This window comes from Paenibacillus methanolicus, assembly GCF_008124765.1.
Classification (GTDB): Bacteria; Bacillota; Bacilli; order Paenibacillales; family Paenibacillaceae; genus Paenibacillus_Z; species Paenibacillus_Z methanolicus.
The window spans coordinates 604280-628406 of sequence record NZ_VNHS01000001.1 but is presented as its reverse complement, the minus strand read 5'-3'; the positions used below and the strand labels follow the sequence as shown (position 1 = coordinate 628406).

At 56.4% G+C, this 24127-nt stretch carries 9 protein-coding genes; 1 reads left to right on the top strand and 8 read right to left on the bottom strand.

The features are described 5' to 3' along the window. The first annotated feature begins 30 nt into the window (after positions 1–30). A complete protein-coding gene (gene alr / locus BCM02_RS02180; protein ID WP_148927403.1) occupies positions 31–1197 on the top strand; it encodes an alanine racemase in 1167 nt (388 codons plus the stop codon). Positions 1198–1308: 111 nt separating this feature from the next. Here the strand turns inward: alr and BCM02_RS02175 are convergent, their stop codons facing one another. The 8 genes from BCM02_RS02175 to hepB form a co-directional block, all read right to left on the bottom strand. Next, positions 1309–5802 (bottom strand): DUF4962 domain-containing protein, encoded by a 4494-nt coding sequence (locus BCM02_RS02175; protein ID WP_148927402.1) that lies wholly within the window; start codon positions 5800–5802, stop codon positions 1309–1311. A gap of 138 nt (positions 5803–5940) precedes the next feature. Continuing rightward, a complete protein-coding gene (locus tag BCM02_RS02170; protein ID WP_187433972.1) occupies positions 5941–11679 on the bottom strand; it encodes a DUF4962 domain-containing protein in 5739 nt (1912 codons plus the stop codon). A 367-nt stretch (positions 11680–12046) separates the two neighbouring features. Next, positions 12047–12913, bottom strand: a complete 867-nt coding sequence (locus BCM02_RS02165; protein WP_148927400.1) for a carbohydrate ABC transporter permease — start codon at positions 12911–12913, stop codon at positions 12047–12049. A 15-nt stretch (positions 12914–12928) separates the two neighbouring features. After that, complete coding sequence (locus tag BCM02_RS02160; protein ID WP_148927399.1) at positions 12929–13837, bottom strand: ABC transporter permease; 909 nt, start codon at positions 13835–13837, stop codon at positions 12929–12931. 78 nt (positions 13838–13915) lie between these two features. Next, complete coding sequence (locus BCM02_RS02155) at positions 13916–15478, bottom strand: extracellular solute-binding protein (protein WP_148927398.1); 1563 nt, start codon at positions 15476–15478, stop codon at positions 13916–13918. Between the two features lie 236 nt (positions 15479–15714). Then, complete coding sequence (locus tag BCM02_RS02150) at positions 15715–17769, bottom strand: helix-turn-helix domain-containing protein (protein ID WP_187433971.1); 2055 nt, start codon at positions 17767–17769, stop codon at positions 15715–15717. 276 nt (positions 17770–18045) lie between these two features. Next, positions 18046–19071, bottom strand: a complete 1026-nt coding sequence (locus BCM02_RS02145; RefSeq protein WP_246183209.1) for a M14 family zinc carboxypeptidase — start codon at positions 19069–19071, stop codon at positions 18046–18048. 263 nt (positions 19072–19334) lie between these two features. Next, positions 19335–24095, bottom strand: coding sequence for a heparin/heparin-sulfate lyase HepB (hepB, locus tag BCM02_RS02140; protein ID WP_148927395.1), 4761 nt, complete (start codon positions 24093–24095; stop codon positions 19335–19337). Positions 24096–24127: the final 32 nt, after the last annotated feature.

The following is a 24127-nucleotide window of genomic DNA, read 5'->3' as shown; positions in this document are numbered from 1 at the left end:
TAATTGAAAGCCGGTTTAGGAGATGACTGTATGACGGCTTACCGTTACCGAGAGACCTGGGCGGAGATCTCGTTGGATGCAATCGATCATAACGTTCGCTTGTTCAAACAGAAGCTGAATCCAGCCGTGCGCCTCATGGCGGTCGTGAAAGCCGACGGATATGGGCATGGCGCCATTCAAGCGGCGATAACGGCGATCGAAGCCGGGGCCGATTATTTGGGCGTGGCGTTCGCGGACGAAGCGATTCAACTTCGACGCGCAGGCATACAGACTCCCGTCCTTATCCTGGGCTACACGCCACAGCATGCGATGGAAGCGGCGATTCGGCATCAGCTGACCATCACCGTCTCGACAAGCGATATGTTGGCGGACGTCGCAAGCCGCGCCGTGGCTCTCGGACTTCAAGCTCGCGTTCACCTGAAGGTCGACACGGGCATGTCCCGATTAGGTTTCACGCCGGAAGAAGTGCTGCCTGCGTGCCTCGCAAGCTTAAGCTCGCGAGTTGCGATCGAGGGCATCTTCACGCATTTCGCCGATGCGGACAACCCGGATCCGGCTTTTACGCACGAACAATTCGACGCGTTCGTCTCCTTGCTCCAACGGTTATCCGAGAGCGGCGTCCATATTCCGATCAAGCATTGCTCCAACAGCGCCGCGGCGATGAAGTTTCCCGACATGCATATGGACATGGCGCGAATCGGAATCGCGTTGTACGGCCTGACCCCTTTGGCGGGAGATGTTCATCCGGACTATCCGTTCCGGGAAGCGATGCAATTGAAAACCAACGTTGCCGTCGTGAAGTCCGTGCTTAGCAATACGCCCGTCAGCTACGGGCTTACCTATCGAACGGATAAGAATAGTCTGGTTGCGACCCTCCCGGTCGGGTATGCCGACGGATTGTCGCGCCAGCTGTCCAATAACGGATTCGCGCTGGTCCGCGGGCAGCGGGTCCCGATCATCGGCAGAGTTTGCATGGACCAAACGATGATCGACGTCACCTCCTTCCCCGACCTGAAGGCAGGAGAAACGGTCACGCTGTTCGGGATGTCGGCGGGTGAACGGATCTCGATCCACGAAGTCGCATTCCATATGGGGACGATCCCATATGAGGTCGTGTGCCTCATCGGCAAGCGGGTGCCGAGAGTATACGTACGCCATGGCGAGATCGTGGCCACGACGAATCCATTACTAGAATAAGCTGCGGAGTGCAAAAGAGCCGCGCCCTCTTCCCCCATGTAACCGGGAGTTGAAGGCGTGGCTCTTGGCGTCTGCTGTCAAACCATAAACCCGTTTATTCCCGCACTCGGATCAAGGCGCGGTTTGCAATTCGAGCATGCCTCCGGAGGCTCCGTCCAAGATGACCCAGGGAGATCCGCTCAACGTCTTCCTCCCCGACGCGGCCCCCTCTTTGTCGAAAATGAGTCCAGGCGGGGCGCTAATGATGGTATAGGTGCCAGCCGGAATGCTTGTTAATTGACCATAACTAGCCGTCCCGCCGGCATAGGTGCCATGAGCCGGCAAGGAGTGCTCCCCAATAATTTGTCCGTCTACTTTGACGGTTAGAGTCACGTTCTCGCTAGGTTTGGGCCCCGGCGCCGAAACGTTGCTCAACCAGAAATGGCGGCCCGATTCCGTGTTGATGGTCATCGCGTTTGCGCTTTTGCTCCAATGCACGCCTCGTTTGATCATGCCGTCCGTCTCATTCATGTCAACTGCCGTGTATGTCTCGTCAATGAGAGTCGTCGCGCTTGTGTTGATGGTAACCTGCAGCCGAGCGGCATCGCCGGAGATGGAGACTTCCGATGCGTTCAGCGCGACGGTCGCGGGAACATTCGCCGATGATTCAATCAGCGCGACCCCGTCCTTCTCGAGCCGGACGCCGTCCAAGAGCATGACGCTGTTCCCGCGCACGGCGGCGGCCATGCCGTCGAACTTGAAGTTGTCGTTCACCTTAACGAGGCCGCTTCCCGCCAAGCGGACATAGACCATGGTTCCATCCGCGAACGACAGACGCTGATAGTACGGCTGATTGTTCGCATCCAAGTGAGTCTGCGTCGTAATGACCCCCGGCGCCGGCGCGTCCCGATACGGCTGGTACGTGGAGATGATCGTCTGCGACGTCGCCGAAGGAAACGTAAACTTGGCGTGCTTCTGCAATGGTTTAGGCGTGGCAAAATTCGGCGTTATCGGCGTGCCCGAAGCGGTCTCGAAATTGACGGTGGTCGTCGCGTTCAGGATGGCCGGGTATTGAATCCGGGCCTTCATCTTCGCGTTATTCTTCTCGATCGTCGCCTCCTGCCCGTTTATCGTCAAATTCGAATCGGCATGAAGCAAGTATTCAAACGAGGCGCTGGACGCCGCTTTGGCATCGAGCTTGTCGATCATGACGAAGGCGTTCGGCTTGACGTAAATAATCCCTCTTCTGGCCAAGTCCAAGCCCGGCAGATTGGCATCCTGATTGTACGCCGCCGTCGCGTCGCCTACCGTCCCGTCGAACGCTCCGATCGACGCGAATCCGGCAATGCGTCCGGTCGCTTTGAGGTCGTCTGTCTTCTGTCCCATGCTGACGCCCGTGGCGCTCGACTTATAGGTAATCGCATTATGGGCCAATGTCGTCCGGTAATAATTATTGTGATACGGACTTGCATAGTCGTCGTAATAGCCGGCATCGATCGCCAGTTTCTCGCCGAACGCATTGATCGTGAAGCCGTTCTGATCGGCGTGGCTATGATTGTAGCTGCCGTATGGACTGGATTTGAAGGTCAACGATATTCGGTCGGGATCGTACAGGCTGGAGTGCATGGCGACCCACCCGACATCCTTCTGCCAGCGGGCCGGAGGCAGCGCGAACGGCGGCAGCTTGCCGACGGTAGTCGTGCCGTACGGGTAAGCGAACAGCCGGTATGGATCCACTTGAACCCGCGCCGCCGAGGCGTACCACTGGGCAATCGGATTGGCGTACATCTCCGCTTGGCGCCTCAGCAGACTGACGGTCTCGCCTTTCATCGGCTCTTCGGCGCTGTCCCCGAAATTGCCGGCGGGCGACCCGATCGGCCAGAAATACGGAACCATATTCTGTTCGTTAATCGAGAATGCCTTCTTATACAAGTCCACGCCGGTCGCGGCTTTCAAGACATCCGCCACCCGTTTGTCCGCCAAGTGCGAGACTCCCCAATACCCCGTACCTGAAGCCCAGCCTCCCTGCTCGCCTCCGATAGGCGGGTACATATTGATGCGGACGGGGACCGCCTTCCTGAACCATTCTTTCGCGGCATCGTGCATCGAGACGCCGTTGACGATGGCCGTCTCGTGCATCATCGCCGTCGCGATGATCGCCACGTAGCCGGCGGCCGTCCCCCCGTGGGAATTATAGGGACTCTTGTACAGGGACGAGTCATCCAGAATATCGCCGTAGAGCGTCTGGGTCCTCGTGTGGATGGCCGTAAGCAGCTCTTGTCTTTCGGCTGCCGTGAAGTTCCCCGTTGCGTTCAACCAGTCGTACGCGACGGCCGCGGCCAGTACGATTTCGCGGAACGAACGATCGTCATTCTGATAGCTCGTCGCCCCGTTCGGATCCCAGCCGATGATGTTCATCAGGCGCGTCTTCGTGAATTCGAGGTATTGCGGTTCGCCCGTAATCAAATACATCAACGAACCGGCTATAATCGTCGTGCTTTCCCCGGAGGTGGCATCCCACGTATCCGAAGTCGGATCGGAAGGGAGAGGATGATTATTATTCGGATTGGAATCGGTGTTTCTCGCGATCATGTCGTCTATTCTTGCTTTGACGAAATCGAATATCGGCATGCCTACGTTATCTTTTTTTGCTTTAAATGCTTGCAGCGTGCCCGGCGTGGTCAAGATTCGAGGGCGTGCGCTCGGCACGGCATGGATCATCGTTTCGATATCGGGCACCGTGAACGCGTGCGCGTTCGATTTGATGCTGAACTGCCGGACGTCGCTCCAAGCCGAGCCTTGCGTTGCATGGTAGCGCACGCGCCAGTAATACGCGGTGCCTGCGGTCAAGGTTCTCGGCAGGTTATATACATTGACGGGGATGTTCGCGTGTTCATAGATAATCGAGTCCTTGTCGAAGGAGGCGTTCGTTGCGATCTGGAGCTCGTATCGGTCGGCTCCGTCAACGTACGTCCAGGAGAAGTCCGGCGGATTTTGTTCGGCGGACGATTGATCTGCAGGTCTGAACGGCATCGTTTTATCCCCGGCAGCGGTGATCGGCCATCCGAACCGCAGCTCGGCCGAATCGAACACCGCGTCGGCAGAAGCGCCCTCGACGGACAGAACCACTCTCACCGTCTCGGCATAATTCGGCGGTTTCAAGGTTGCCTTCAACGTCTGCCATTGTGGAGCGGCATTCGCCTGCGCGGTAACCGAATTTTCGATGGGGTAACCTGCCGCATTCAAATATTGGAGCGTCAACGTCGCTTTCCCGCTCGTTACCTTGGTCTTTACCTCGGCGGTATAGGTGGCGCCAGAGTAACTGCCATTGATTGCGAGAAGCTTGTGTTTGACGGGAATACTGTGCAGCTGCACCGACGACTGCGCGATTCGGACCGCTTTGGTTCCATGGTCGATCGGATGCGGAGCGGTTACCCAGGCGGTGCCGCTCGCCGGCGTGCCGGAGACGCTCCAGCCTTCGGGCCATGTTCCCGTCCCCTCTTCGAAGCTGGGATTGTACAGCAGCCCGCTGCGCGTGACGGATACTTCGTCGACGTAAGCGGTCGTCTTCCATCCGTCCGAATTGTCGGTGTCTCGCCCGTATATCTCCAGGACGAGGGTCGACGCATCCGGATCCACCGGCGTGTGCGAGAACGCAATCGTCTGCCAGCCGGCGGCCGCGGTCCGAAATCCGTATGACTGCTCATATTGACCGCTGCCGTTAGAAGAGCGGGCCAGTACCATGACGTTCCCTTCCGCAACCTTCACTTTCGCCTTAATGTCGAACGTTTCGCCCGGCCGAATGGATATAGGCGGGGCTTTCAAGCCGACATCGCCGTAAGGTTCGCCGCCGCTGTTGTCGACGATCATCACGCTTCCGCTGCCTGCGCTTACGTTAGCTGGTACATAACTCATCGATACGGAAGAGGGCGCGACGTTGTTCAAGGGAACCCAGCCGATCGGGAAGCCGTTCGACGGCGTTGGAATAAGTTCGAAGCCGCCATTATGGACCAGATCGCCCGACAGCTTCAACGAGACTTCATCGATCGTAGCTTGCGTAGGCGCCGTCGTGGATCGCTCGTACACCAAGATGACTGCGGTCGCGCTGTGGCTTTCCGGAGGCGTAAACGTAATCGATACGGTCTGCCAGCCCGCATCCAGCGTGGAATCGGCTACATATAGCTGGGTACTTGGGTTGTGATCCGAGTCATAGGTTCGAACCATCATGCGAACTTGGCCTTGACTGACGTAGGCTCTTACTTCGGCCGTATACGTGTCGCCATATCGAATCGCGATCGGATCCGACTTCACGCCGACTTCGCAGCTTGATTGCGTTCCGCCATTGCAGCTTCCTGCCGTGTCGGTGATCTTTAAGGCTCTCCCTCCATGGGTAGTTTGGGATGTATCCACCGTCATGGAAGCTTGGGTTCCATTAATGGCGGTCCAGTTCGAAGGGAAACCGTTAGTTAGCGATTCGAAGCTGCCGTTCGCAACCATTTCCTCGCCTAGCGGATAATTGGCCGCTTGCGCGTCCCGCGTCGAGAAGTTTAAGGGCAGCAAGCCGAATCCAAGCGTCAGGCCGAGAAGCAGGACAACGATTTTGCGACTGAATACCGCATTACCCATCGTTAACCTCTTTCCGGGAGCGTCTCCCTGTTATTCTTCCATTCTGGGCCAGTTCTCGTTCCGGTATTCCTCATCACCTTGGCGACATAGCCCGCCTGATGTCAGGCGGGCTGCTTCTCTGCGCAAAGCTGCAAGGCCTCAGTTCACGGTTACGGTCATCTCTTGGCTTTCGGTGACGCCGGCTGCGTTGATCAGTTCGGCTTTATAGCGATACGTGCCTGCCGCCTTCCCCGTTATCGGCGTGCTCGCCGATTGGGCGTTGGGAGAGTTCGCGGTTAAGGACTGGGTGTCGATCAACGCCTCATTCTCGTACAGCTTGTAAGTCGTGCCGTTCGTGCCCCACCACATGTTCATCGTCACGGTGTAATCCCCGTTCGTATCCCAGTTATCGTGGGAGAGCTCCGGCTTGCCGGAAGTCGAGTCCTTGACGGTGACCGTGACCGGCGTGCAGGCGGTGGCCCCTCGCCCGTTCCGAAGCTCGCACGTATACACGTAGGTGCCGTTCGGCTTGCCCGATACGGTCGTCGCCGCGCTCTGCGCGGCAGGCGATCCGTCGGCAAGCCGCTTCGTATCGATGGCCGCGCCGTTCTCGTACAGTGTGTAACTCGTGCCGTTCTGGCCCCACCACAAGTTCATCGTGATCGTATAGTTGCCGTCATGAAGTCCATTCGCATGACCGCTGTTGCTGGACAGCACCGCTTCTCCAGGGACGGCGGCAGCGCTCGGCGCAAGCGCGTCCGTGGCGGCTTGCAAGCTCGCCGCAGCCGTATCCGTCTGATCTTGCGTAGCGGCGCCATCCTCATTCACCGTAGTCGCTTGCGCCAATGCCGATTGCAGCGCCGTCCATGATTCCGTCGTAAAGTCTTCCTCATGCAGCGCCTGTGCGGCGGCGATCTTGGCGGCAAGCGCCGTCTTGTCTGCTGGTTCGCTTCCTTCCGATTCGACCAATCCGACCCAGTCCAGATTCATCGGGCCGAGCACGTTCCACATCGTGACCGTAGCCGAGCCTTGTGCAAGGGATGTTCCGGTCTTGATTCGCAGCGCTTTCCAATATTGCGGCTCCGTCCCCCAGTTATACGTCTTCGGCGCTTCAGCCGTATACATATCTCCGCCGAGCTGGATGAGCCGCGTCGTCTGATCTTCGCCAGTCAGGTCCCATCCGGCCACGTACTTCACGACCAGATCGTATTGCCCGGATTGGGGCACATCGAGTTTCCATGTAATCGATTGGCCTTTCTGATTCCATGCCGCGACGCCGGTGCCGTTGGACAGGAACGGCCGACTCGTATACACGTCGAACTTCCCGCCGGCCGTGGATTCGAAGAACTCCGCCTCCTTGAAGGAAGCTAGGCCGTCCTTCACCGCATCGTAATCGTCCACCGCCTCCGTATCGGTACGTTCGCCCGAACCTGCCGTGCGCAACCGGAGCGTGCCGCCCGAACCTTCCATAATGATCATCGGCGAAGCGTCCAGGAACATCGAAGGTTTGGGCGTGCCGAACTTCTGGAATACGAGCCCTTCCGACGCTTCCAGAATTTCATACAACCCCGCCGGCACTTGAGGAAGCTGACCCCAAGCCGCTATTCCCCCATCATAGGAACCGTGCGCCTTCAATGTAACCGGCGTGCTGACGCCATCGAGCTCGACATTCAGCGTAATCGGCGGCTGCTGGGTTGGCGGACTCCCTCCGCGAAGATGGAAGCGGTGGTCGCCGCGCCCCGCCCGAACGGTTAGGAGCTGGCCGTTCTTCTCCACGTGAAGGCCGTTTTCGTTCAAGGCTTGCTGCACATCCCCTCCTAACGGAACCGGATTGTAATGCTGGTCATGGAGCACGGCATCGTTAGGCACGTACACCTGGACGTTCATGTTCGTCCCGCTTGAAACCGTGAGTTCCTTATCGTCGATGACGATCGTGGCCGGCACGTCGGACTGGAAGCGCGTGACGCCGTCCTTGACGAGCTTCGTCCCGCCGACCAGCATGAGGCTGTCGGCCTTCGACGTGACGGCGATCCCGTCGAATTCGAATCCGTCCGCCATCACCGTGCCGCCATCGGATAGACGCACATAAACATGAGTGCCGTCGGCAAAGAGCAAATGCTGATACGTGCCGTGGTTCGTCGATTCGACGATTCCCAGCGGCTGCGTGCCTGCGCGGTAAGGCTCGAACGTCGAGACGATCGTCGTCTCTTGCGTCTTGGGGAACGTGAACGTCGCGTGCCGCTGAAGCGGCTTGCTCGCCCAGCTGCCCGACGGCATTACGACTTCGCCTTGCGCCGTCAAATACTGATCGGTCGAGCTCGCTTCTTGGACCGCCGGATAATGGAACTTCACGTCCATGGCCGCGCCGTTCTGCGTAATCGAAGCGCCTTGCTTGTCGTCATCGAGCGCCAAATTCGACATCGCGTGAAGCCGGAATTCGAACTCGGAGCCGCCCGCGGCCTTCGCCTTCAAATTGTCGACGACGACGAACGCGTTCGGCTTGACGTAGATGATGCTGCGCTTCGCTTGCGCAAGGCCCGGATAATCGGCATTGTTATACGTGTTGTACGCTTGCGTCGCGTCTCCTACCGTGGCATCGAATGACTTGCCCGACACGAATCCGGTAATTCGTCCGGATGCCGTCATATCGAGAATTTTTTGGCCTTTATTGCCGTCGTAGGTGATCGCGTTATGCGCTAACGTCGTTCTCGTGAAGCCTTTGTCGTGATTGCTCATATAGCTGTCGTATTGTCCGGCGTCGATCGCCAATTGTTCGCCGTACGCGTTAATGACGAAGCTGTTCTGGTCCGCATGGCTGTGATTATAGCTGCCGTACGGGCTGGACTTGAAATATAGCGATACCCGCTCCGGATCATAGAGACTGGAGTGCATCGCCACCCAATCCGTGTCCTTCTGCCATTTGGCCGTCGGCATGTCGACCGGCGGTCTGCCTTCCAGCGTCGGATCGCCGTAGGCGAAGCCGAACAAGTAGGAGAGTTCGCGGCCGGAGCTGCCGGAATCGGCATACCATTTGGTCACCGGATTCTGATAGATTTGCGCTTCCCGCTGCGCGTGCGTGACGGTCGCCGGCATCATCGGGTCGTGTATGCCGTCTCCGAAGACGCCGTTCGGCTGACCGTTCGGCAGGAAATACGGACCGAAGGTCTGGGCATTGCGAGCGTACGCCTTGTCGTACATGTTGAGTCCCGAGGCGGCAAGGAGCACGTCGGCGAACAATTTGTCCGCGAGGTGAGATACCTGCCAGTAGTTGGTGCCGGAAGCCCATCCGCCCTCTTCGCCCGCGACCGGCGGGAAGATGTTGATCCGGGCCGGCACCGATTTCTCGAACCAATCTCTGGCCATAACGGATATCGGGACCCCGTTCACGACCGTATCGTCATGCAGCAGCGCGACGGCGATGGTTCCCACGTAGCCGGTCGCCGTCCACCCGTGTGAATTCCAAGGGTTCTTATACAGCGAGGAAGCGCCGAGGATGTCCTCCGCCAGCGTCTGCGTGCGCCTTGCGATCATCGATATAATGTCGGATTTATCCTCCTCGGCAATGAGCGGATAAATCCAGTCGTACGCGATCGCTCCCTTGTACGCGATTTCCCGGAAGGCCTGATCGACTTGCCTGTAATTGGTCGCGCCTTCGGGGTCCCAAGTCATGACATTGAGGAGCCGATTCTTTGCGAAATTCCCGTAGACTTCGTCTTCTGTTATGAGATAGACGAATGCGGCCTTCAGCATCATGTCGGTCTCTTTGCGGACGTATTGAGTGACCCCGCTCGTTGCCGCCACGAAAGCCGCATCCTGCAAATTATAATAATCCCGCGGATAATTCAGTTCCGGCTCTGCCGGCAGCCGAGCGGCCAAGTCGACGTCGTGCTTCGCTTGATCGAAGATCGGTTTCCCCAATCCGTCCTTGTACCCGCGGAAATCCTCCAACTCTTCCGCATTGGTCAATACCCGGGGGTGGGTCGACGATACGTTGGCGAACAGATCGTCCGGCTCCGGCACGAGGAAAGGAACCGCGTCCGGCGTCAATCGGAATTGGCGGCTGTCGCTCCAGTCCGACCAGCCGGCGGCAATATGGAACCGTACGCGCCAGACATACGAGTCGCCCGGATCCAGGGCGGTCGGCAAATTGTGCAGGTTGACCGTCAGATCGTTCTTGGCATATACGGGCATTGCGAAATTGCCGTCCGAAGCCGCCGCAATCTGGAATTCGTATTTATCGGCTCCGGCGATATAAGGCCAAGCGAAATCCGGCGCGTTCTGGCTCGAGACCGCCTGATGGGCGGGGCGGAAATGCATGTACGTGCCGGGAACGAGATTCGTCGGCCACTGCAGCGAGCCTTGCGGCTCCTCGGTCGCCGGTCCGTCGGACGAACGCAGCTCTGCCGAATCGAAGACGATCGTCGATTGATCCGCCTCGGACGACCAGAGCATCACGCGCGCGAGAGCCGTTCCGGCAGGAGCGGAACCTTCAGCGATCAGCTTCTGCCAACCTGCCGCGGCCGGCGCGCTCGCGTCAACCTGGCCCAGCAAGCCGAAATTCGCGTCATAATATTGCAGGGAAAGTCTGGCCGTGCCCGTCGCGATGTTCGCCTGTACGGCGGCCTTATACTGGCTCGCGCCTGAATGGGGGACCAGCTTGCTGCGAATTCCAAGCGATTGCTGATTGCTCGTATCCGTCAATCGAACCGCCTTGGCGCCGTGGATGTACGTATCGGTGACGGAAACGACGCTGCCCGCTTGCGATTGATAGACGCTCCAGTTCTCGGGCAGACCGGAAGCCGTCCGCTCGAAGCTTGCGTTGGCCAGCAGTTCGGTGCTTCGCATGCTCACCGCATCGACGTAAGCCGTGGTCGGCGCCGTCGCCGTGTTGTCGTAAACATAGATGACCGCATGACGGCTGTAAGCTTCCGAAGGCGTGAACGAGATGGATAGCGTCTGCCATCCGGACGTCGTCCCCAGCTCGACGGCCTTCTGTTCGAACTGTCCAGAGGAATTGAAAGCGCGGAATAACAGGAACACCTTGCCTTCCTCTACCTTCGCCTTCAGGTTGACCGTGTAGGTCTCGCCATAACGGATCGGAATTTCCGGCGTCTTGACGCCGACTTCCCGGTTGCCTCCGGTTCCGTCATCCCGAATTTTCAGGCTTCGGCTCTCCTCATATACCGTTGCCGTATTCAAGGAGAGATTGACGGCTTGACTCGCTATCGTAGGAATCCAGACGGCGGGCAGTCCGCCTTGTTCCTCTTCGAATCCGCCATTGGCGATCCATTCGACCGGCGGCTGCGATGCCGTATCTTCGCTTGTCATCGAGAGCGCATCCAAGTATGCCGTTGTCGGCGATTCGCCGCTTCGCTCGTACACGTACACGATGATGTGACGGCTATAATCGGAAAGCGGCGTAACGGTGACCGACAGCTCCTGCCATCCGGCCGCGGCGACGGCCGTTGCGTTCTTCTGCTGATAGCCGCCCGAGGCATTGAAGTAGCGCACTAACAGGTAGACGTTTCCTTGCGAGACGTTGGCTTTCAAAGTTACCTTATACGTCTCGCCGAACCGGATCGGAATCTCGCCCGACTTGACGCCGACTTCCCGGCTTCCGCCGACGCCGTCGTCGTGCAGTTTCAGGCTTCTGCTTCCTACGAACACGGTCGACGTATCGGACGTGATGTTAGGCGCCTGCGCGGCAACGGTCGGCACCCAGCCCGCGGGTAATCCGTTCTGCACCTCCTCGAATCCGCCATTCGGAATGAGTTCGGGCCCTAACGTCGCTTGCGCGGCATCGGCGGCGGCAGAAGGCGCTGCTTGAGCGAACAAGCTTGCGACCATGATGACAAGCAGCATAATGGACAATCGCTTTTTCACGGAAGAAAATTGCAATCCATTCACCTCTTTCTGGATTCTCGACCGAGACATTTCCTAAACCTGGCATGTTCCCTACTCTTCTCGACTATACGCTCTCCATTCTGTCCCGCTGATCCCTTGACCGACAATTGATTGCGCTTTCATAAACTTGATCGGATCGTACCGTCAACCGATCACCCCCTTCGCTTCCATGATAGAGAGCGTTCGACCGCACCGTAAATAACCGGAAATCGTGCGCTTTGCGACTTTTCCGAGTTACCTTGGAAAAAGACTAATTTCTCGGCTTGCGCCTATATAACAAAAAAAGCCCCGACCAGCGGAGCTTTCATTCAGCATTCGGCGTCTTGCCGGATATAGCATTCGGACTGCTGCCTCATCCCCATTACCCCTTGACCGAACCGATCAGAACGCCGTTCACGAAATGCTTCTGGATAAACGGATAGATCACGAGGATGGGAAGCGTACTGACTAGAATGACCGCGTATTTGAGCGATTCCAGCACGACGCCTTCTCCATCGGCGCCTGCCGCGTCAATAGCTTCGCCAACTTGACCCACCATCACGATGCTGCGGACGATCAGCTGAAGCGGATACAAGCTCTCGTCTCTTAAGTAGAGCAGCGCCGTGAAGAAGTTGTTCCAGATGGCGACCGCGTAGAACAAGCCGATCGTCATCAGAACCGCCTTCGATAACGGAAGGATGATGCTGAAGAACATCCGGTAATCGGACGCGCCGTCGATTTTGCTGGATTCCTCGACTTCTCTGGGTATCCCTTGAAAAAAGGTGCGCATGACGATCAAATACACGCTCGTAATCATATTCGGGATGACCATCGCCCATATCGAATTCATAAAGCCGTAGCTGCGTACAACGAGATAAGTCGGGATCATGCCGCCGCTAAAGAACATCGTGAACACGATCATCATCATGATCGTTTTGCCGAATACCAAATTGCTCCTCGACAAGGAATACGCCGCCATCGCGGTAGTCGCCAAGGAAATCGCAGTCCCCAGCACGACATATAGAATCGTATTCCGATAGCCGGTGAATAACCGATCGTCTTTGAACACCTCTTTGTACACCTCGAATTGCAGTCCCTTCGGCCAGAAGCTGACCTCGTTGCGGACGACGAACTCCGAAGCGCTCAGCGAGACGGCCGCCATATGAATGAAAGGAAACAGCGCGGAGAACGCGACGATTGCGAGAATGACGACGTTCACGATATTGAAGATGCTGATACGCTTAACCATTCCACGAGCTCCCCTTTACCATAGACTCGTATCGCCAAGCTTGCGACTGATGACATTGGCGGAATAGACGAATATCAGGCCGATAATGCCCATGAACAGGTCGATCGCCGTCGCGTAGCTGAAATTCGCCGACGTGATCCCCATCCGGTAGACGTAAGTCGAGATGATGTCCGCGGTTTCGTAAGTAGCCGCATTCGATAGCAGAAACACTTTATCGAAGCCGAGCTCCATGATCTTGCCGATCTGCAATATAAACAAGATCACGATCGCGGGCATAATGCCCGGAATGGAAACGTGCCACATCTGCCGCCAACGATTAGCCCCATCCATTCGGGCAGCCTCGTACAATTGCGGATCAATGGAGGTCAGCGCCGCCAAATAAAGAATCGAGCCCCAGCCGATTTCCTGCCACACTTCCGAGCTGACGTAGATCGTTCGGAACCAGTCGGCCTTCTGCAAGAAATTAATCGGCTCGAAGCCCATATCCTGAATGATCTGGTTCACGAACCCGGTGCTGGGCGACAAGATCATCACCAGAATGCCCGCCACGACGACGGGGGACAAAAAATGCGGCATATAGCTGACGGTTTGTACAAAACGTTTATAACGCTTCATTTTGAGCTCGTTCAGCAAGAGGGCCAATATAATCGGCGCGGGGAAACCGAATATGATTTTATATAAGCCGAGCAGAAACGTATTTCGGATGATGTTGAACGCATCCGGATTATCGAAGAACATTTTGTAATAACGGAGCCCGACCCATTCGCTCTTCCATATGCCCGAGAACAGGTTGTAATCCTTGAAGGATACGATAATGCCGAACATCGGCACGTAGCGGAACAGAATGTAGAAAATCAGCGCGGGCGCAAGCAGCACCAGGAACGCCCGGTCTCGCCTAATTTTGCGGAATATGGAAGTATTCATCGCGCATCCCCTTTCATCGAGCGTAGTGGAAAGGGGCCGTCGGTCGACTAGACGACGGCCCCTTCCGATGGTCATTCTTTATTTCTTCACGCGATCATCTGCGGTTTGGTACGTTTCCAAGATTTGCGGAAGTCCGTACTGATTAAGCGAGGATACGAACGCATCCCATTCCGCAAGCGGCGTTTCGCCCATGATGAATTTGCTGACGGAAGTCGAATAATGCTTGAACAGCTGATCCGTTTGAGTCACGATCGTAGCCGACTCTTCTTTCGTCAAGTTCGGGAGGGAAGGCGCGAGCGGATAGCTATACTTCTGCGATTCGATGTAAGGCTCCTTCTCGTCTTCCTTCACAAGCGCGATCCAGGCATCGAAGTCCAGCAATCCGTAGGCGCCATGCGTGCCGATGCCGACTTCCCGGCGAAGATCGTTCGCCTCCTTGAAGATCGGGAGGAACTTCTTCTTGCCGTTCTCGATCGTGTACGTTTCCCCTTCTCTCCCCCAGCTCTGAACTTCTTTGCCTTTCGGGGAGTACATATAGTCGAGGAAGCGCAGCACGGCGTCCAGATTTTTGGTATTCGACGATACGGCGAAGCCGAAATCTTCGGTCGCTTTCGGCAAGTACGCCTTGTCGCCCGCGCCAAGCGGCGGTGCCATGAACTTCAATTTGCCTTCCGTCAGCTGATTATTGATGATTTCGATCTGTCCGACGTACTGGACGCTGATGAACGATTTGTTCGTCGTCATGAACTGCGTCCACGATTTATAGTCCATCGACAGCCAGTCGGGCGGGAACAATCCGTCTGAATAGAGTTTGTTGAGCTGCGTGACCATCGTCTTGAAACTCGGATCGTTCGCGCCGTATCTGAACTTGCCCGTACTCGGATCTCTGAAATATTCGGGATAGATGCCGAACGACGGGCCGAACGTATTGAGCGTGCCGATGCCATGCCGGAATACGAACGGATAGCTGTCCGGGTACAGCTCCTTCAGCTTCTTGGATACCGTATACAGCTCATCCCACGTGGTAGGCGGCTTCAGGTCGTGCTTCTGGAAAATATCTTCGCGGTAGAACCAGACCAATTGGTTGCCGGCGCCGCCGCCCGAGTTGATCAGGTTGTAGATTTTGCCGTCGGGCTGGGTGACGCGAGTCAGAAATTCGGGATTACTATCCAAGAACGCCTTCACATTCGGCATTTTGTCCATATGCTGGGACAAATCGAGGAATGCGCCTTGCGGGCCGAATTTGGCGACCTCCCCCGGATAGACGTGCATGATGTCCGGCATTTCGCCGGATGCGACGGCCAGCGCCAACGATTCGGGAGAAGCGAACGTCTGTTGTTCAACCGTAATGTTCGTCTCTTCCTGCAGCCATTTCCACACGGCCCAGTCCGGCTTCGGCGGCCATCCGGTGGAGTATTCCGTAATGATGCTGATCTTGCTCGGAGCCGGCTTCTCCGGCGTGGCCGGCGTTGTCACCGCAGGCGTCGTAGAGCCTGTGTCGTTCGGCGTATTCGCAGGATCCGTCGTCGTGCCGTTACCGCCATTTCCGCCATTTCCGCCGCTGCATGCCGCGAGCAGGGTCGCAGCCAAAGCCAGGATGAACATTACGCTGGAATATCGTTTTCTCATGGTCGTGTTCATGTGATCCCCCTTTTCGATTCGTTGAAGAAGTGTTTGCGCTTTCAAACTGCCGATTCAGATTGTTCTGCCGGCCGATCGATCGCCCCCTTCGCCCTTATCATAGGGAGAATTCGATCGAATCGTAAATAACCGGAAATCATGGGATTTGCGACTTTTCTCAGCTATCTAAAAAAAAGACCAGTTTCGCGATATCGGCTTAGGTATTAGAAAAAAGCCCCGCAATACGGGGCTTCCGGTCAGGCGTCGGCGCTTTGCTTTCGGCGGAATTCGCTTGGCGTCACGCCCATATATTTCTTGAACATGCGGTTGAAGGAGGTAATGTTTCGATACCCGACGGCCTCCGCAACGTCATGAATTTTGAGCGTATTGTCGCCCAGCAGGGTCGTGGCTTTCATGATCCGGGTTTCATTAATATAGTCCACGAAGTTCATCCCGGATTTCTCCTTGAAGTAGGCGGACAAATAACCGCTGCTCAAATTCAAGTGTTCGGCCAGCATGTCGAGATAAATTTCCTCCGACAAATGCCGATTGACGTAGTCGACGACGGCGGACGTGATCGGATCGCGCAGCTGCTTCCTGCTACGGAATCCCTCCGCCGCTTGGGCGGTCCAATCAATCAGCAGCCGTTCGAGATCAGCGGCCGTTACGCACTGCTGCATCTTCTTGTCCGCCTGGTGAAAGATCTCCTGCAGCCGGCCGGGCGCGATCACGATCGGGGACGCCTCGTTCTTGATCTTGCCGATCACGTTCCTGCCGAACTCCAGCCATGCCGCTGCCGTGAGCTCTTTCCCTTGCCGCTTGGCAAATACCTTTCGAATCAGATTCGTCAGCTGCGGTTCGTTCCCCTCGCGCAGATTGACCTGAAACTCCCTCCATTGATCGAGATCCATATCGATCGCGATCGATCCTTCCGCGGGTTCCGTTAACAATTGGGTACGATCCGACATGACGCGCCCGCCGATCAAGTCCGTCACCTCTTGGAAGGCGGCGGCGATCCGATCGGAATGCTCGTAAGCATGGGATACGGCGATCGTCACGTTGCCGAACGCTTTGTCCTGCTCGAATACCTTCTCGAACCGGGCAAGCTGATCGATGATCACTTCCCTTCGATCCGTATGAACGAGACTGATAATCTGGTTCGCCTCGATCGCGAACGTCATGGAATCGGGGAACGCTTTGCCGAGCCGTTCCTCCATGTACACCCTCATATAGCTCAGCCACGTCTGAAAGGAACCGCGCGCCGCGTCTTCCTCCCTCCTGCTCATGACATGGAACAAGACGAGTACGAACGGCTTATCCGCCAAAGCGTAGGGACGCATATCGGAGTGACTGCGAATCGCCTTCAACTCCTGTAGAATCGACAGCTGCTTGTCGGTCTTGTTCTTGTCTTGAATTTGATGCCGGATAATATTGAATTCGCGGATGGAAGATCGGAAGCCTCCTCCGGCGGACTCTCCCCGGATCGAACCGATGACCTTCTGTATCGGTCGGTTGATGCCGGCCGCAAACATCCAAGAGATGATAATCGCCGCGGCGATCGAAACCGCGGTCGCGCCGATCAGCGTCTTGTTCAAGCGGCTTTGCGAAGCAATCCGTTCGACGGGAACGCGTTTCACATAGGTGAATCCGCTATACTTGCCCGCCACCTGGAAAAAGTAGGTGCCATTCGACTTATACTCGGAACTGGCGTCCATGCGCAGTTCGGCCGGATTGATCGGCGGCTCTTGTCCCGCGCTCTGGAACAACGTTTGACCGCGTTCGTCCCGGATCATAAAATCCCCGCTCGCCGTTTGGTGAAAGGTTTCGTGCATTTTGTCCGCGTCCAGATAGACGATCATGAGCATATCGCTGTTTTCCCTTGCTTTGAATACGACGGGTATGAGGTGCTCGTAGATGGTTTGATTCGAGAACATCCGATTGCGAAATACGGCGGCAGGCATGACGCGGAAATTGTAGTTCTGTTCGAATTGGCCGCGCCAGAAGTCGAGTCCGTAGGCTTCATTCTCGTAGAACACGTTAAACATCGCCTGCGGCGTGGTGCTCGTTCCTTTCTCCAACACGAAATCGCCGCGCGACGGGAACAAGGCGATGTTGTGGATGAACAAGGACGTGTTCGACGCATACGAGCTCAGCTCCAGCTGAAGATCGGGAAATTCGCGATAGTTCGGCGCGCTGCTAAGCGCCTGTACGTTCTCGCTGTAAAAAAACATGAGCATCTGCCGCTTGATCAAATCGAAATGCTTCTCATAGCTGTCCATCGTATGGTTGAGCATGAGGGTATTGTATTTCACGATCTCATTCCGGACGTTCTGTTTGGATACGGAGAAGGAATACAGGGTGAGGGCGCCCATGAGTACAATAATGCACAAAAATCCCGCGAGGAGGCGCAGAAATAAAGAGGAGGATCGTTCTTTGAAAGAAAGGTTCGGAAGACTCATGCGCATAGTTTGTCCGCCTTTTCCCATGATAGTTCCATTAAAACAATATGTCCAAGTTCTGTAAAGATGTATGGCAGAATTAAAATAGTCCGTCAAAGTAACGGACTATTGCTGCATGCCATATTTACGCTATTCGCGCGCGTTCTCGTCTTCCAAATAAAATCGAAACATCTGCTCGAACAGCGCTATATGACTATCGAGGATGTCGTCCGGCGACAGTTTCGTGCCCGGCCCGTCGATGCCCATATTGGATTCGAACGTCATGCTCATGCCGCCGCACGCATGATGAATCGCCGAGGACAGATTGATCGACTTCACCGGGTACTTCCCCTGATCGTCGACAACCTGGTCGACCTCCGAGAACGGCAGTCCGAGCTTGGCATAGGCTTGACCCAGTCGATGGTTGAACGCTTGCTGCTTCTGCATGATGTATTTCGGCAGATAGAAGATCTGGACGAAATGAATCGGGGTGTCGGCTCCTCCGTGCAAATTGATCGAGAAATCGACGGCTTCTTGGTCCGCCAGCTCCAGCAGCGCGCTCGTCTCCCGCGCCATCGGCGCGAAGAAATTATCATGCATGATATTGACGCCGTCGTCGTTAAAGTAGCTGCCCAGAAAGCCGGACGCCTTCTTGATTGGATGCACCGCCTTGCAGTCCGGCCACTTGCACAGCGTGCCGTCCTTCCACGAGCCCTGCATATAATACACGAACTCGTCGTACGGCACATCGATCAGCGAATCGATCGGCAGCCGCGCCCGTCCGTCCGGATTCATGCAAGGCACGAGCAGCAGCCGGAAGCGGTGCGCATTCTCGTACAGATAATCGTGCCTTCTTCCCCGGTAGTCCGTTCCCGTTTCGATGATCCGGATCAAGTTCGTCATCGCGGCAATCCCTTCCAGCTCGCCGCCGTGAATGCCGCCGACGAGCAGCAGAACCGGCTTCGAATCTTTCGTCTTGCGCGCGTAATGCTCCGGATTGCCCGCGCCGCATGCGGAGCCGTAGTTCGCCTTTCGGCCGAAATCCTCTTTATCCCCGTATTCGACGACGTGAATGTCTCTTCCGCCTGCCGATTTGGCCAGCAGCCGAACCTTACCCTTCGCGACGCCGGACAGACACGCCTCGATATCGGTCAGCCTGCTTTTCCAAAAATCCATATACGTCACCGCGGTCAACCTCCCTTATCTGGCTGTCTACATCTTATGCGCGCATGGACGAGATGAAAATCAACGATTTTGCATATCCTGCACGATCTTTTCGTTTCCTTAAAAAACGCCCATGTTCTAAAAAATCGACCAGAACCTAATCTCGGCGACGTTACCTGGCGGTGTTGCTAGGAATGGAGCGGCTGCCGCCCGGGCAAACCGCTCCATGATGGGAGAGCGAGATGAGAAAATTCGTCTGATCTTGCTTCTAGCCGCTATTGTTTCTCCAGCACGACGTCGTCGAAATACACTTTGCTGGTCTGCGTATCGCCGGTTAATACCCGGACGCCGACGTACGCGGTATCAGCAGGAGCTTGACCGGTTACGACCACGTCATTCCACTGACCGGCAATGGTCGAAACAGACTTGCGAATTTCCCCGCCCTCGACGGTCTGATTGGCGCTGTTGTAGAAAACCAGAACAAGTTCGCCAAAGGTACCCGACTCCAGATAGGATTTGGCCGAGGCACGGTAATATTCACCTGGCGATGCAGCGATGCGCCGGGAGCTTACGCCGTATCTGCCGTGGGGATCGCCGGTCGTCTTCGTATCGTGGAGCAGGATGCTGCTGCTTCCCGAATACTGTTGATCCCCGGACTTCACGGCGGCATTCGCTTCGACATACTGCGTCCAGCCGTAGAGATCGCTATCCGTGCTCTCGAATCCCGGGTTGGTAAGTGTAGCCCGCTCAAGCGACGCATCGTCGAAATACACGCTGCCGGTCTGCGAATCGCCGCTAATCAGCCGTATGCCGACATATTTCGTTCCGGCGGGAGCTTTACCGGTTACGGTCACGTCATTCCACCGCCCCCCGATTTTCGGAACGGACGCCGGAATTTCATCCAGCGTCTGGTTGACGCCTTTATAGAAGACGAGCACAAGCGTGCCTGCTCCGGACTCCCAATACGATTTGACCGAGGCGCGGTACACTTCTCCTTCCGATGCGGGCACGATTTGGGAATTCACGCCATATATGCCGTGCGGATCCCCGGTGCTCTTCGTATCATGGAGCCACACGCTTTGGTTGCCCGACTGAGCCTGAACCATGGACGCTTCGGCTGCATTCGCTTCGACATACTGCGTCCAACCGTCCAGTCCGCTCTCGAATCCCGGATTGGCTATCGGAGTCGGGACATTCAGCATGCGCGTCAGCGTATACGTTCCCGGCGCGCCGGTGAAAGATAGCACACCGCCTTCTTCGCTAACCGTTCCATAGCTCTCAACGCCGTTGCGGGATATTTTCCATGAGCCGGCTTGCAAATCCGCCACTACGTATTCCATATTCGTCATGCTACCGGTGGTCGTCACGTTCACGGTTCCGGACAGACGCTTCCCCGACTTGCTGAACAGCACCGCGCGATTGGTTAGCTGCACGCCTACCATGCCCGAAGCGGCCGGCTGCGTCCCTACCGTGACGGAGGCTTCCAGCTGCTGTGCCTGTAGAGGCACCCCGTTACCGTCCATCACTTGAAGCACATTCAGGAATACGTCTTCCTTCTGGTTCACGCCGGGCGACACTTGGATTCGCCATGCGCCCTGTTCTTCGGACGAGTTCGCATATTTAGGCGCGCTCGTATAGTTCGTGCCGAATACGTCGAACTCATGGCCGGGCCCTCCCACCGCGACGATTTCCTCGTTGTTCGGCAGATTGGCAGGCAGCAAGGTTTGGTTGACGAGCTTGCCGGTATCGCCTCGATCCGTCCGCCGAATCGTCGTCGTATTGGTCGAATGATCGACGACTGGCGCTTCGATGCTGTGCAGGAGCCAATATTTCTCGAAGCTCGGATCCGCCGCGACGACACGGTCGAAGACGATCATGGCTGCCGGATTGGTGCCGTTCTTCAGATTCAGAAACATCATCGACCGTTGATGCTGCTCGACCTTGGCGGTGTACGCGGGCGATAAGTCCCCTTTGATATACGTGTAGTTCGGCGTGATCGGATCGGGGCCGACGGCGCGTCCCTGCACTTCCGCGAACTTGTAGTTGCCGCCGAACATGTCTTGCAGCGTTTGAGCATCGGTGCCGGCTCGTTTCGGGCCGGTATCGCGCCAGCGCTGTCCGCCGTCGTTGCCCTCCTGGCGTTCGTTCGGATCGTAGACGAGCATCGCATTATGCGCGATCGTTCGTTTATGGTAGTTCACATCGTGCGAGCTTCCGTAATCTCCCCCGGATCCTTCGTACAGACCGGAGTCGATGGCAAGCCCGCCCTTGTAATAGAGCTGGAAGCTGCCGAAATCCAGATGCTCGTGATTGCCGAATCGGCGGTTGCCGATCTTCATCTCGGCGATGACCGTGGAGGAATTATGGTTGATGCCCTTAATATCGTCCCATCCGGTTCGCGCGATCATGGACGCCTCCGGATCGTTGAAGTAGTGACTGAGCGGGAGATCGTTCGGCGATTTCTTCGCAAGGTTATCCTTCAGGAATAAAATTTCGTAAATGGGCTGTTTGCCGGGTACGTAGGTTTCGAAGAACTCGTGGTTGATATAGGGATCGTCGAATAACGCGGAAGCCAGCATGTAGGTGGTCTGGTCCTTCCATACGGTGTTAAGCGGATTATACACCGAATTATACATGTCGCCGTCCCGCAGCCGCTGACCGTCGGGCCGGCGCGAATAGATCGACTTGAGCAGCACGCCGCTTTGGTTCGCATTGAACGGATTGTTCAAGCCCATCTTCGTGAACAGCATCGTCATCCACAGCTCGTTATTGTAGCGGGCTCCCGTATAGGACTCGCCTTGGTGGTGCGATTCCGATTCGTAGAAGTAGTTGCGTACCGGGATGACCTTATTGAAAATCATCGGGACGACGCGATTGTAGAGGTCGGGGTACTCGTCATAGACGGCGATGGCCGCGCCGAGCAAGTAGCGGAACAATTGGCCTTCCGCCCCGTGGCCCGTTCCGAGCGATTCGTCGTTGAATACTTTGGGGCTCAGCGGATCCGAAATGTATCGCATCTCCATGTCCTCGGCGAATTGAATAATGGCGTTATAGAGCTGACCCTTTTGATCTGCGTCCAACAAGCCATGGCACCAATCGTACACCAGCGCCATCGTCTCCAGCAATGATCCGGTCTGAGCGTTATTGTTCGTTGCGGGATACCGGGCCGAGCTCGCGATATGGAGCGCCATCGCGACGGCCTTCTCGCCATTTGCATGCGCCTGGTCCGGATCGAGCAGGTAGGCGAATGCGTTCGCATTGGCCTGGTTCAGCACGGAGTCGATCACATTGCCGCTGTTAGCCGGAACGGCAGGCAGCGTCCCCATATCGGATGATCCCATGCCGAGGTCGATAAGCTTCCAATTCGTATTATCCTGGGATACCTCGATATCGAACAAATAGACGCGTTCCGTGTCTTTGTAGAAGATGATATCAAGCGAATGGATGTTCTTGATGGTCTGTAGATCGAGCTTAAAGGTCCCCACATGATCCGTAATGGTCCCTCTAATATCCGTATTGCAGGAATACGTACTCAAAATATTATCGACGGCATTCCCCGGAGCAGTGTCGGCGCAGTTGCTGCTGTTGGTCGCCGTGACGGTAGATGTGATCGGTTCGCGTACTCCGCTTGCTCCATTCATGAAAACGTCGATTTCGGAGATGGATATGCCCTTTTGTTTCGCGTTCGTCATGCCAATATTGCCGCGTCCGACGAGACGGATGTAGCGGGCTTGCTCGACGGCGGGGAAGGTAAAGGTCCGGACTTGGTTGGCTGATAACGACAGTTCGCTGCGCGCCGTGTAGCCTGGATGATCCAGCTGGTTGTCGAACGTTTCAAAGCTTTTTTCGAAAAACGCCGACGACCGCTTGGCATTGATCGTCGGAATGTCAACTCCTTGCACGAACAGCCGCGGATGATCTGTGGGCGGCTTCGGCACGTTACCCGCATCGAATGCCGGAGGCGCGATCGGAAGCTGTACATTCGCATCGGTCACCGATTCGTCATACACGTACACCGGCTCGCGCGTCGTCACGTATCCGGGCTTCTCCACCTTGACGAAATAGCGATCGGATGGCGCCACGGCGGGGAACGAGTAGCTTCCCTTGACATCAGTCGTCGCGTTGGCTGCCAGCTGGTCCGTCGCCTCATGATCGACCTCCAGGAATAGTCCGACCGTAGCTCCTGCTATCGGCTGACCGTTGGTTAGGCCCGTTACCGTACCTGAAATCGCTCGCACCGGGTAGCCGGGGTCCTCCGCCAGCGCGAAGTTCACCGTCGAATCTTCGCCCTCGACCACTTGAACGGTTGCGGATTGGCTAACGTAGCCATTGCGGCTCGCGCGGACGATATAGGAGCCGGATTGCAGGATCGCAAGTTTGAACGCGCCGTCTTTGTCCGCGTAGGCAGAAGACAGATAGCTCATGTCCGAAGCGCGATACAGACTCAGTTTGGCCCATCCTAGCGGATCGTTCGTAGACTGCAGCGTCACATGACCGCCGACGACGTTCGACTTCTCCAGCGCCGCATCGTCGAAATATACGTTGCCGGTCTGTGAACCGCCGCTCACGAGCAGAATGCCGACATACACCGTATCGGGGGGCGCTTGGTACGTAACGGTCACGTTATTCCATTGGTTAGCGTCGCCCGTGATATCCTTGCGTTCTTCATGAATGGTTTTATTAATGCTGTTGTAGAAGGCAAGAATAAGCGCGCCGGCTGCGCCCGGCCCCAAGTACGATGCAACCGAGGCCCGATAAATATTTCCTGGCGAGGCGGCCACGCGTTTAGAGCTTCTGCCGTAAACTCCGGATGAAAGATTGTCTTCGAGCTGCAAGCTTTTGCTTTCCGAGTGAGCCATAGTAGAAGATTTCGCGATATCGACGGTACCATACTGCGACCAATCCGTCAGACCGGATTCAAATCCGGGATTCGCTAACGCCACGGGAACCGCCGCTTCCGCCGCTGGCAGGTTGGCTTGCGGCAACAAGCCCGCTAGGAGCAGGAGCACCAACAACCATTTGATCGATTTGCTCATTCTTGTCCTCCTCTTCGATTGGCATTCGATTG

Excerpts from the sequence above, each read along its gene's own strand:
- alr (WP_148927403.1), top strand. The coding sequence starts at position 31 with ATGACGGCTTACCGTTACCGAGAGACCTGGGCGGAGATCTCGTTGGAT.
- BCM02_RS02175 (WP_148927402.1), bottom strand. The coding sequence starts at position 5,802 with ATGGGTAATGCGGTATTCAGTCGCAAAATCGTTGTCCTGCTTCTCGGC.
- BCM02_RS02165 (WP_148927400.1), bottom strand. The coding sequence starts at position 12,913 with ATGGTTAAGCGTATCAGCATCTTCAATATCGTGAACGTCGTCATTCTC.
- BCM02_RS02160 (WP_148927399.1), bottom strand. The coding sequence starts at position 13,837 with ATGAATACTTCCATATTCCGCAAAATTAGGCGAGACCGGGCGTTCCTG.
- BCM02_RS02155 (WP_148927398.1), bottom strand. The coding sequence starts at position 15,478 with ATGAACACGACCATGAGAAAACGATATTCCAGCGTAATGTTCATCCTG.
- BCM02_RS02145 (WP_246183209.1), bottom strand. The coding sequence starts at position 19,071 with ATGGATTTTTGGAAAAGCAGGCTGACCGATATCGAGGCGTGTCTGTCC.
- hepB (WP_148927395.1), bottom strand. The coding sequence starts at position 24,095 with ATGAGCAAATCGATCAAATGGTTGTTGGTGCTCCTGCTCCTAGCGGGC.